Origin of the sequence: Celerinatantimonas yamalensis, assembly GCF_046054155.1 — a bacterium.
GTDB lineage: Bacteria > Pseudomonadota > Gammaproteobacteria > Enterobacterales > Celerinatantimonadaceae > Celerinatantimonas > Celerinatantimonas yamalensis.
The window spans coordinates 524,290-536,391 of the sequence record NZ_JBEQCT010000001.1; the positions used below are offsets into that span (position 1 = coordinate 524,290).

9 protein-coding genes are annotated in these 12,102 nt (G+C 44.3%); 7 read left to right on the plus strand and 2 right to left on the minus strand.

Features of this window, described 5'->3' with window-relative positions:
- Position 1 precedes the first annotated feature (1 nt).
- The gene (rsxA, locus tag ABUE30_RS02585) at positions 2-583 is read right to left on the minus strand and encodes an electron transport complex subunit RsxA (RefSeq protein ID WP_408622104.1); all 582 of its coding nucleotides are present in this window, start codon (positions 581-583) and stop codon (positions 2-4) included.
- A 238-nt stretch (positions 584-821) separates the two neighbouring features.
- Between rsxA and nrdD the strand changes: the two genes are divergently transcribed.
- The 3 genes from nrdD (at position 822) to uvrB (ending at position 6,203) form a co-directional block, all read left to right on the plus strand.
- Positions 822-2,954, plus strand: coding sequence for an anaerobic ribonucleoside-triphosphate reductase (gene nrdD, locus ABUE30_RS02590; RefSeq protein ID WP_408622105.1), 2,133 nt, complete (start codon positions 822-824; stop codon positions 2,952-2,954).
- Positions 2,954-3,436 (plus strand): anaerobic ribonucleoside-triphosphate reductase-activating protein, encoded by a 483-nt coding sequence (nrdG, locus tag ABUE30_RS02595; RefSeq protein WP_408622106.1) that lies wholly within the window; start codon positions 2,954-2,956, stop codon positions 3,434-3,436. The genes nrdD and nrdG overlap by 1 nt, the downstream gene beginning before the upstream one ends.
- A 778-nt stretch (positions 3,437-4,214) precedes the next feature.
- Positions 4,215-6,203 (plus strand): excinuclease ABC subunit UvrB, encoded by a 1,989-nt coding sequence (gene uvrB, locus ABUE30_RS02600; RefSeq protein WP_408622107.1) that lies wholly within the window; start codon positions 4,215-4,217, stop codon positions 6,201-6,203.
- A gap of 25 nt (positions 6,204-6,228) precedes the next feature.
- On the opposite strand, the gene ABUE30_RS02605 is transcribed toward uvrB, so the two are convergent.
- On the minus strand, positions 6,229-6,948 hold the full coding sequence (locus ABUE30_RS02605; protein WP_408622108.1) for a sulfite exporter TauE/SafE family protein: 720 nt from the start codon (positions 6,946-6,948) through the stop codon (positions 6,229-6,231).
- 203 nt (positions 6,949-7,151) lie between these two features.
- Here ABUE30_RS02605 and ABUE30_RS02610 point away from each other — a divergent pair, with 203 nt between their 5' ends.
- The 4 genes from ABUE30_RS02610 to kdpB all read left to right on the plus strand — a co-directional run bounded on the left by ABUE30_RS02610 (position 7,152) and on the right by kdpB (position 12,097).
- Positions 7,152-8,048 (plus strand): DapH/DapD/GlmU-related protein, encoded by an 897-nt coding sequence (locus ABUE30_RS02610; RefSeq protein ID WP_408622109.1) that lies wholly within the window; start codon positions 7,152-7,154, stop codon positions 8,046-8,048.
- A gap of 293 nt (positions 8,049-8,341) precedes the next feature.
- Positions 8,342-8,425 (plus strand): potassium-transporting ATPase subunit F, encoded by an 84-nt coding sequence (locus tag ABUE30_RS02615; RefSeq protein ID WP_408622524.1) that lies wholly within the window; start codon positions 8,342-8,344, stop codon positions 8,423-8,425.
- Positions 8,425-10,095: a potassium-transporting ATPase subunit KdpA gene (kdpA, locus tag ABUE30_RS02620; RefSeq protein ID WP_408622525.1), complete on the plus strand. Its 1,671-nt coding sequence runs from the start codon at positions 8,425-8,427 to the stop codon at positions 10,093-10,095. The genes ABUE30_RS02615 and kdpA overlap by 1 nt, the downstream gene beginning before the upstream one ends.
- A gap of 1 nt (position 10,096) precedes the next feature.
- Positions 10,097-12,097 (plus strand): potassium-transporting ATPase subunit KdpB, encoded by a 2,001-nt coding sequence (kdpB, locus tag ABUE30_RS02625; protein ID WP_408622110.1) that lies wholly within the window; start codon positions 10,097-10,099, stop codon positions 12,095-12,097.
- Positions 12,098-12,102: the final 5 nt, after the last annotated feature.

Sequence of the window (12,102 nt, forward strand, 5' to 3'; positions counted from 1 at the left end):
TCTACAACTTAATTAATCCAGAAAAACCAAGAAATGCTAATGACATCATGCCTGCAGTGATCATCGCCACGGAAGCACCTTTAAATGGGGCGGGTGTATCAGCTAGTGCCAAACGCTCACGAATTGCAGAAAATAAAATTAACACCAACGAGAATCCGACGGCGGCGCTAAAGCCATAGAATACCGAGTTAATTAGATTATGGTTTTCATTGATGTTAATCAGTGCAACCCCGAGAACCGCGCAATTAGTCGTAATTAAAGGCAGATAGATCCCCAATAGTCGATAGAGTGTCGGGCTGGTTTTTTTGACGAACATTTCAGTAAATTGAACCACAACTGCGATCACTAAAATAAATGCCATCGTACGTAGATAGATCAATCCAAGTGGTAACAAAATATAATGGTCGACTAAATACGAGCATAATGAAGCCAGTGTTAAGACAAACGTAGTTGCCATCGCCATACCAGCAGCTGTTTCAACTTTGCTAGATACACCCATAAATGGACATAGTCCGAGGAACTTAACCAAAACAAAGTTGTTCACCAATACAGTTGCAACAAAAAGCAGAAAATAGTGCGTCATGAGTTCATGTGAGATGTAAAACAATGGCACCATTATCGTTGTTTAAACGTCACATAACAACACTAATCCTGTATGGGATTAGATACAGCTAAAAGTCACAAAAGAGGCTCGCTGATAGTGGCTAAATGCTCTAATAACTAAAATTCTGATCTAGATCAATCGAAGTATCATAAGAAAAAACACTACATCTAGTGATTGGTATACAATTTATATACTAGATATTGAATGGTAATTTATAATGGATTTACAACCAGTAGTTGAGAAACGTGACGGGAGCCGTGTTCCTTTTGATACACAACGTATTTGTCAGGCCGTTCAGGCCGCAAGCCAAGCCTCGGAATCTATTTCTAGTGATTTTGCCTTATCCGTGGCGCTTTCAGTGACTCAACAATTTGCATCTGAGCCGCTAGTCAACATTCAGCAGATCCAAACCGCAGTTGAAGAGCGTTTGATGCAGAGCTCTTATCGTAAGCTTGCGCGAGCTTATATTGAATATCGCCATGATCGCGACATTGCCCGAGAACGCAATAGCCAGTTGAACCGTGATATCTGTGGCTTAATGGAGCAAACTGACGCTGATATTCTAAATGAAAATGCTAACAAAGATGCCAAAGTGATCCCAACGCAGCGGGATTTATTGGCTGGCATAGTGGCGAAGCATTATGCCAAAAAATACATGCTGCCAAAAGATGTAGTTGCAGCGCATGAATGCGGCGATATTCATTATCATGATTTAGATTATTCGCCATTTTTCCCGATGTTTAACTGCATGCTCATTGATCTTGATGGGATGCTTACACAAGGGTTTAAAATGGGCAATGCTGAAATTCAGCCACCGCGGTCGATCTCTACGGCAACCGCAGTGACCGCTCAAATTATTGCTCAGGTGGCCTCACATATCTATGGCGGCACAACGATTAATCGTATCGATGAGATATTGAGCCCTTACGTGACGCGCTCATATGAAAAACATCTTGAGATCGCTCGTCAATGGGGAATTAGTGATCAGCGCGCCTACGCCGACCAACAGATCGATAAAGAATGTAATGATGCTTTTCAATCATTAGAGTACGAAATCAATACCTTGCATACGGCCAATGGACAAACGCCTTTTGTGACACTAGGGTTTGGCCTAGGGACCAGTTGGCAAGCACGTTTGATTCAGCGTTCTATCTTAAATAATCGTATTGCTGGGCTCGGTAAAAATGCTAAAACAGCAATATTTCCTAAACTAGTGTTTGCCATTCGCGAGGGGATCAATCGCCAAGCCACTGATCCTAACTATGATATCAAACAATTAGCACTTAAATGTGCCAGTGAACGAATGTATCCGGATATTCTTAACTATGATCAAGTCGTTGAAGTGACCGGTTCGTTTAAAACTCCAATGGGATGCCGCAGCTTTCTAGCACCTTATTTTAACGAGAGCGGTGAAATGGTCCATGATGGGCGAAATAATCTGGGTGTGGTCAGTATCAACTTGCCACGTATTGCTATACAAGCTCATGGCGATCGTGCTCGTTTTTATCAACTGTTAGACGAACGTTTAGCCATTTCTTACAAAGCGTTAATGACTCGTATTGACCGACTTGCCAATGTAAAAGCACGTGTAGCACCGATTCTTTACATGGAAGGGGCCTGTGGGGAACGACTCGCGCCTGATGATTCAGTACTTACTTTGTTTAAAAATGGTCGCGCCTCAATATCGCTTGGATATATCGGTGTCCATGAAGCGATCATCGCGCTATTTGGTCCACAGCAACAACATATTTTTGATGACGAGCAGCTACGCGAAGAAGGGATTGCAATGGTCCGCTATCTGGCCCAAGCAACTGAACACTGGAAAGAAGAAACAGGCTATGGATTTAGCCTCTATGCTACACCAAGTGAAAATTTGTGTAACCGATTTTGTAAGCTGGACACACAAGATTTTGGTGTGATTGAAGGTGTGACCGATAAGGGTTACTACACCAATAGTTTTCACCTAGATGTTGAGAAAAAAGTAACACCCTATGCAAAACTTCAGTTTGAAGCTGCTTATCCACCATTAAGTAGTGGTGGTTTTATCTGCTATGGTGAATATCCTAATATGCGTCATAACTTAGAGGCATTAGAAAATGTGTGGGACTACAGCTATAGCCGAGTCCCGTATTATGGGACAAATACCCCAATTGATGAATGCTATGAATGTGGCTATAAAGGTGAATTCACCTGTACCAGCAAGGGGTTTGAATGCCCTCAATGTGGGAATCATGAAAGTGGTAAAGCATCGGTTATTCGCCGAGTGTGTGGCTATTTAGGCAGCCCAGATACACGGCCATTTAATTACGGCAAGCAGCAAGAGGTGCAGCGACGGGTGAAACATCTGTAATGAATTATTGTCAGTATTATCCAGTGGATGTTGTCAATGGTCCAGGAACGCGCAGTACCCTGTTTGTTGCTGGATGTGAACATATGTGCCGAGGATGTTACAACCAATCGACTTGGCGTTTGGATGTTGGCCATAAATTTGATGAGAAGATGCAGCAACAGATTATTGACGATCTGAATGATCCCGAGATCCCTAAACGTGGGTTGAGTTTAAGTGGCGGCGACCCTTTGCATCCGGCCAATGTCATTGAGATCCTAGCGTTGATAGAAGCTATCCGGGAGCATTGTCCAGGCAAAGATATCTGGTGTTGGACCGGCTATCAGATTGAGTCGCTAAGCCTCCCTCAGTGGCAGGTTGTCAAGTTGATTGATGTGTTGGTCGATGGCCCGTTTAAACAAGAGCAGCGCTCGCCACAGTTGCCTTGGCGAGGAAGCGCGAATCAACGCATCATTGATGTTGAGCATTGGCTTAACGAGCATTAGTACCTGCAACAGACAAAAGGCCGGCGAGTATGTCGGCTTTATACTTCCTCAGGTTGAATTCAACTCACCCTCAGCATTAACAGTCTACCGCTTTAACCTTCCATGAGACTGGAAATCGTACACTCATTGGCTGATTTAATGATGATATGAGCGATTATTAATCGTACCTTGAAAAACAGTCAACCAGCAATGAGTAAAAAATCAATGTTTGCTTTATTTTTTTCGCAGTATATTGCCAACAGATCGTACCATTGAGTAAAAATATTAAAGTATATTATTTGGTAAATAGATACCATTTGTTAGCTCGCCCAAGTATATTTTTTGCCCTAAATAGGGGCTTTTTAATGGGGCAATGTTATTCACACTTTGTTCAAGCAAGATGGCAAGCGGGGTACACATGGTTATCCACTAAAACTGTGGATAACCATGTGTATGAAATGATTAAAACATCCTGCAAGCCGCTTCACTACTGGGTTCCCAATAAATGAAACAAAAAACACTCTTTCAGGAAAGTATTTATATATCAAATAGTTAAAAAGGTGCAATAGGGTTAAGACAGAAAAATAAAATCTAGTTGCAGTTCGTCATTATCCATGTTAACTGCTGTGCATTAAATTTTACATATAGTGAAATATTCTAGTAAAAACAGCTTGACTTTAATGCAATGAAATAATTTTTAAAAGTTCATTTGTTGATAATAATGCTTTTTTTGTGAAGGTTGATTAAGATCACAGCATTCAATCGACGAAGTTACTGTTAACTCAGTTTGAAGGCCAATATGAAAGCGTTTCAGTTACAATCTGAATATCAACCTACCGGTGATCAGCCACAAGCTATTCGAGAGCTGCAAGAAGGTTTACATGATGGATTAGCCTATCAAACCTTGCTTGGGGTAACTGGCTCAGGAAAAACCTTCACCATTGCTAATCTGATTGCTAAAGAAGGTCGACCCACGCTCATTTTAGCGCCTAATAAGACCTTAGCGGCTCAGCTTTATGGCGAAATGAAGGAGTTTTTTCCTAACAACGCAGTAGAATTTTTTGTTTCTTATTATGATTACTACCAGCCTGAGGCGTATGTTCCTACGACCGATACGTTTATTGAAAAAGACGCTTCGATCAACTCACATATTGAACAGATGCGTCTGTCTGCAACTAAAGCACTTTTGGAGCGCCGAGATGTCGTACTTGTCGCTTCTGTTTCGGCTATCTATGGGTTAGGGGATCCTAAGTCATATATGAAAATGATGCTTCATCTCACCGTCGGTGACGTTATTAATCAACGGGAAGTTTTGCAGCGCTTAGCACAGCTGCAATACAAGCGTAATGATGCGGCGTTTGAACGAGGTACTTTTCGGGTACGTGGTGAGGTCATTGATATCTTTCCTGCAGAATCGGATCGCAATGCACTGCGTGTGGAATTATTTGATGATGAAGTGGAACGCCTTAGCTATTTTGATCCGCTGACAGGGTCGGTTGAAGAGACGTTATCTCGAGCAACTGTTTATCCTAAAACGCACTATGTGACACCTCGCGAGACATTACTTGAAGCGATAGAGAAGATTAAAATTGAGCTACGTGAGCGACGCGCACAATTATTAAAAGATAACCGATTATTAGAAGAGCAGCGCATTAGCCAACGCACACAGTTCGATATAGAGATGATCAATGAGCTTGGTTATTGCTCAGGAATTGAAAACTACTCTCGTTATCTCTCTGGTCGTGGACCCGGTGAGCCACCGCCAACACTGATCGATTATCTGCCAGATGATGGTCTATTAGTTATTGATGAGTCGCATGTAACTGTGCCGCAGATAGGGGCCATGTACAAAGGGGATCGTTCTCGCAAAGAGACATTAGTTGAATATGGCTTTCGATTACCATCAGCGCTCGATAATCGCCCTTTGAAGTTTGAAGAGTTTGAAGCGATCACGCCACAAACTATTTTTGTTTCTGCAACGCCAGGGCCTTATGAAAAAGAAAAAGCCGAGGGCCGTTTTGTCGAACAAGTCGTCCGACCTACTGGTTTACTTGATCCTCAAATTGAGGTCCGTCCAGTATCCACCCAAGTGGATGATCTGCTCTCTGAGGCGCGTAAGCGTGCCGCCATCAATGAGCGAGTACTGGTCACAACATTGACCAAACGTATGGCGGAAGATTTGACCGATTACCTTGATGAACACGGCGTGAAAGTGCGCTATTTACATTCTGATATCGATACCGTTGAACGCATGGAGATTATCCGTGATTTAAGGTTAGGTAAGTTTGATGTACTGGTAGGGATCAACCTCTTGCGAGAAGGGTTGGATATGCCGGAAGTGTCTTTGGTCGCGATTTTAGATGCTGATAAAGAAGGTTTTTTACGTTCGGAACGTTCGATTATCCAAACCATTGGACGAGCGGCTCGAAACCTTAAAGGAAAGGCTATTTTATATGGCGATCGCATTACTGGCTCAATGGAAAAAGCGATTCAAGAAACCGAGCGTCGCCGTGCTATTCAACAAGCGTACAATACAGAACATGGCATTGTTCCGCAGGCGCTCAACAAAAAAGTAACAGATGTAATGGCGTTAGGTCAGGGCCGAGTCGAGCGGATCTTAAAAGCCAAATCACAGCGCCAGATATTAACACCCGAACAACTGCTCAATCAGATCAAAGAGATTGAGAAGCAGATGTATCAACATGCCCGTGACTTGGAATTTGAAAAAGCGGCTGCCATGAGAGACCAAGTGAAACAACTGCAACAGCAATTGGTCGATATCAGCTAAAGCGGATAGGCCAGCGAAAGGCTGGCTAGCTCAACGCTTGGTAAATTAACGTAACCGCTGATAAGCAGCAGACAATTTGTGTGGTGCAGGTGATCTGTTTGCGATCAAATTTATTGATGATGTTTTTACTTAAAAAGAACCCAATAAAGACAGCGGGAAGTAAAATCAACGTGCTGATCAGATGATGAACATGAACTTGCCCACCGATACCTAAAATAAATATCGAAATCAGTGAACTTACGCTAAAAAATGCGGATAAATTACCGCGAATTGCATTCGCTTGCTGAGCGCGCATGAGCACTGCCATGGGTGGGCCACCAATGCCTGCAACCGTTGCAAAAAGACCGGAAATGAAACCTGCGATCAATAGGTTTCGTTGGTTAAAACGCAGTGCCCGTTTAGTCAATGTGGTTGCAACGCCCATCAATACCGCGATAGCGATTAAAATTTGTAAGCCTTTTGCATCAAAATGTAGCAATAACCAAAGCCCTATCAATGCGCCAGGAATACGCATAACCAGCGCACCGCCCATTGATTTGAAATCAGCATAATTGCGGTTATGGAACCAATTGATGGCTGAAATCGCAAAACCTAGTAGCAGTAATGGGGTAGGAACTAAACTAGGATCAATAAAATAAAGTAGTGGGGCGGCGACCACAGCTAAGCCAAAACCGATTAAGCTTTGAACACTCGCACCTAAAATGACAACACCGAATGCCAGTACGAGCATAAGTGGAGATGGCATATCAATTCCTTTTGCAAAAATAAATAGTTTGTGAAGATTTTATGGCTCATCCATGGACTCATCCGTGTAATTATCCATTTTATGTTCGCCAAACAACTTGTTGATCACTGCCAATGATGAAACAGGACGATGCTTTGTTAGCACTTGATAGCCACGGGCAATTTCGTTATGGTAAATTTTTTAGCTAGTTAGCAAGGATCATAATGCAAGTTTCTCGTAATGGACACCGCTATATTGATATAGAATCACAAACAACACTTGATTGTTGGTTCCCCGAAAATGACACCTATCTACAAAGAGGCTGTTTGGCTGAAAAGCTTGGCGTTATTCGAGGTGAGCGCATTGCAGTCAGCATTGACACCGATCAGCCACCTGAATCAACAGCGGATGCCTACTTACGATTACACTTGTTATCCCAGCGGGTTGTTAAGCCCAATACCATTAATTTAGAGGGTATTTTTAGTTGTTTGCCCAATATCGCCTGGAGCAATGCAGGCCCTGTTCTACCCGAACGAGTTGAACAACTACGCAGCCTATTGGCCGAAGAATTTGTTTATCTGAAAATTGACTCAATTGATAAGTTTCCCCGGATGAGTGATTACGTCATTCCCTCTGGCGTGCGCATAGGTGATGCTGACCGAGTTCGCCTTGGGGCACATTTAGCCAAAGGGACAACGGTGATGCACGAAGGCTTTGTTAATTTTAATGCGGGTACATTGGGCGAATCGATGGTGGAAGGGCGCGTAACGCCGGGTGTCGTTGTCGGGCAACATTCTGATGTGGGTGCAGGTTCTTCAATCATGGGGACGCTTTCTGGCGGCGGAAAACAGGTTAACTCAATCGGAGAACGCTCACTGCTGGGCGCCAATGCTGGAATTGGTATTTCATTAGGCGATGAATGCATTGTCGAAGCGGGACTCTATGTCACAGCTGGTACTAAAATCAGCTGTCCTGACGGGCAGATTGTCGCTGCACGAATTTTATCTGGCAAAGATAACTTATTGTTCCGCCGCAATAGTCAAACAGGTGCGGTTGAAGTACTTCCTACACAAGCACGCGTGTGGGGTGGGTTAAACACGTCGCTGCATGATAATGATTAGCAGATGACATCAGAATGACCAGTCTTAGTCACCATTGAGTGATTCCGGCTGGTTTATTTCGTCGCTACTTTACGTTCAATATCCCCTTGATAGTCGCCATTCATCTTTTTCATCCATTCATCTTTGCCATTCTTTGTGACTGTTCACAGGCAATAGCCTGTGTCAATTCATTACTATTTTGCTAATTTGGCGATAATTTTACGCAATCTTTACGCCGAACTCCTCACGCTTTATAGCGACTTGACGGGCTTATTGTTTACGCTACATCTGTCGTCAAACATAAGGACAAACAGATGTTGTGGCTTGAATGTATCGTCGCGATCGGCTTGCTGATCTATCTGGTATTTCATTTGATTAATCCGGAGAAAGAAGCATGATGTGGCAAACATGGGCTTATCCAGTGGCCTTTATATTACTGGTCATACTGCCAGCACCCTGGCTTGGACGGTATATTTACAGACTGATGGAGCGTCCCGCCATACCGGGGGAGACATTCCTGATGCGTTGCTGCGGTATTAAAAATGTAGCTGAGCAAAACTGGCGTCAATATTTGGCCGCGTTGCTTATGTTTAATGCGGTAGGGTTTGTTATTTTAGTTGCTATTTTGTTGCTGCAAGGTGTATTGCCGATGAACCCGCGGCACGTAGCGGCAATGCCGTTTGCAATGGCGGTAAATACGGCGATTAGTTTTGTCTCAAACACGAACTGGCAATCATACAGTGGTGAAGCGCAGTTATCTGTATTGAGTCAGATGATTGGTTTGACGGTACAAAACTTTGTATCGGCTGCGTCCGGCATGGCGGTGGCGATTGCTTTGTTTCGTGCATTGAGCCGTCAATCCGGTGAATGGCTAGGACATTTTGTCCGTGATTTACTACGTTTAAGCCTCGGATTACTGCTGCCTTTATCATTTATCCTTGCATTAGCTCTCATCCCCCAAGGTGTTCCACAGACATTCCATAGTCTGATTAGTGCGCATCCACTTGATGCCATCGCGCATCAAAATTTGATCATGGGCCCAGTTGCCTCACAAGAAGCGATTAAACAACTCGGAACCAATGGCGGTGGTTACTATGGCACGAACTCTGCGTTTCCATTTGAAAATCCAACAGCCCTAAGTAATTGGTTAGAGATGATTGCTATCTTGCTTATTCCGGCGGCATTAGTGTGCACATTTGGTGAATATATCCAAAATCGCAAGCATAGCTATACCATCTTAGCCACGATGACACTGCTGTTGATCGTTGGACTCGTGATCGCGTTATCACAACAACTAGGCTCTGACTCTGCTCTAGCACACTTAACCAGCGTTAAAGGTCATTGGGAGGGGATTGAAAGTCGCTTTGGCGGGGTGCTTTCAACGATTTGGGCCACCGCGACTAGCGCTGCGTCTAACGGTTCGGTGAATGCGATGCTTGATAGCTTTTCACCTCTTTCCGGTATGGTTGCGCTGACCAATATTTTAACGGGGGAGGTGATCTTCGGCGGAGTCGGTTCGGGTATCTATGGCATGCTGTTGTTTGTCATGTTAACCGTTTTTCTTTGCGGCTTAATGGTTGGACATACTCCCACCTACCTTGGTAAGCCATTGAATGTGGATATTATCAAGTGGGTGGTATTAACCATGTTGGTGATGCCTGTTGGAGTATTAGTGATTGGTGGAGCAAGTTTACTGCTGCCTAATATTCATCAGCTGATTGGCACGAGTGGTCCTCATGGTTTAACCCGATTACTGTATGCGTACGCTTCAACCAGCGGGAATAATGGCTCTGCATTTGCAGGTTTTAACGCCGCCAATACGACCCAAGAATACCTACTCGCCTTAGCGATGCTAGTGGGCCGTTATGGGATCATTATTCCTGTTATGGCCATTGCTGGACAATTTATCAAAGAGCGCAAAATTGAAACCGGTCAGGTCGAACTTCCCATCCATGGTGTGCTATTTGCGGTATTACTCACTATTAGTATTTTTTTGATCGGTGCATTAGCCTTTTTGCCCACCTTAGTGTTAGGTCCTGTGGCAGACTTTTTAAGTGGAGGATTTTAAAATGTCCAAAGCAATTTATACTCACGCTTGTTTTGAAGCGTGCAAACGCTTTAATCCCAAAGGATTACTGCGCTCACCTATTTTGCTGTCAATTTGGTTAGCGGCATTTTTAAGTACGATCCAAGCCATTATCGGTACCCCAGGTGTTTTGCCTTCATTAAGCTGGCAACTGACGGGCTGGCTATGGCTGACATTATGGTTTGCCAATGTCGCAGAAACCCTGGCAGAAGGACGAGGCAAAGCGCGCGCTGATAGTCTCAAAGCCAATCAAGATCAACTCATAGCCTTGCGCGTAGCGGGTGTTACCGAAACAACGGGTGAATGGGTGAGTAACACCAAGCTACGAGCCAATGATCTGGTGTTCGTTAAAGCCGGTGAAGTGATCCCAGCAGATGGGGAGGTTGTTTCTGGGATTGCGTCTGTGAATGAAGCGGCCATTACAGGGGAGTCGGCTCCAGTTATTCGAGAGTCTGGCACTGATCGCAGTGGTGTTACTGGCGGCACAACCGTTGTGTCTGATGAGATCCATGTGCGTATTACCCAAGAGCCTGGGGCAGGGACGCTGGATCGGATGATCGCTTTAGTCGAAGGGGCGGTACGCCAGAAAACACCAAACGAAATTGCTTTGAGCACCTTGTTGATTGGTTTAACACTGATCTTTTTATTAGTGGTGGTTAGTTTGCCGGTGTTCTTGCGTTATAGCCACACACACGTGCCGGCAATTTACTTGATTGCATTATTTATCACACTCATTCCAACTACCATTGGTGGCCTTTTATCCGCCATTGGGATCGCTGGGATGGACCGTTTAGTGCGACTGAATGTCATTGCTAAATCAGGACGAGCCGTTGAAGCGGCCGGTGATATTCAAACATTACTGTTGGATAAAACTGGAACCATTACCTACGGCAATCGTCTCGCCGAAACACTCATTTGTGCGCCGGGTGTCTCGCGTGAACAACTTGCCAATGCGGCATTGTTAGCCTCTCTCGGTGATAATACCCCTGAAGGCAAATCACTATTAGTGCTTGCTCAGCAACAAGGCGCTAATGGTCAATTACAAACCAGTGATGAGGTGATCGAATTTAGTGCTCAAACACGTCAGAGTGGGATTAATCGAGGAAAAGATCATTATCGTAAAGGGGCAGTCGATTCGATGATCGAAGCGATTGGTTCTACTCGAGCACAAATGCCTCAAGCGCTGATTAAGGCTGTGGATGCGATTGCACAAAGCGGTGCTACCCCCTTGTTAATTAGTTACAACCAGCAAATTATTGGGGCGGTAGCCTTTAAAGATATTGTCAAAGAAGGGATCCGCGAACGCTTTATAGAAATGCGTAATCTGGGAATTCGTACTGTGATGGTTACTGGCGATAATCCGCTTACCGCCGCAGCCATCGCCGCAGAAGCAGGCGTCGATGACTTTGTCGCTCAAGCAACTCCAGAGAGGAAACTAGCATACATTCGTGAAGAGCAAGAAAAAGGCCGTATTGTCGCGATGTGTGGCGATGGGGCGAATGATGCGCCAGCGCTGGCCCAAGCGGATGTTGGCATGGCGATGAATGAGGGCACGCAAGCGGCCAAAGAGGCGGGGAACTTAGTTGATTTAGACTCTAACCCAACCAAATTATTGGATGTGGTGAAGGTAGGTAAACAGTTGCTCATGACGCGCGGCGCACTGACCACATTTTCAATTGCCAATGATGTAGCGAAATATTTTGCCATTTTACCGGCATTGTTTATTAGCGCTTATCCGCAACTTAATCGACTTAATGTGATGCATTTACATAGTCCACAAAGTGCTATTTTGTCAGCCATTATATTTAATGCTCTGATTATTATTGCATTGGTTCCTTTGGCACTGAAAGGGGTCAGTGTGAATCGAAGCGTCACACAATTACTCAGACGAAACCTATGTATCTATGGATTAGGTGGCCTGATTGTGCCGTTTATCGGTATCAAAGTTATTGATGTCATCATTCATGCATTAGGTTGGGTATAAAGGAG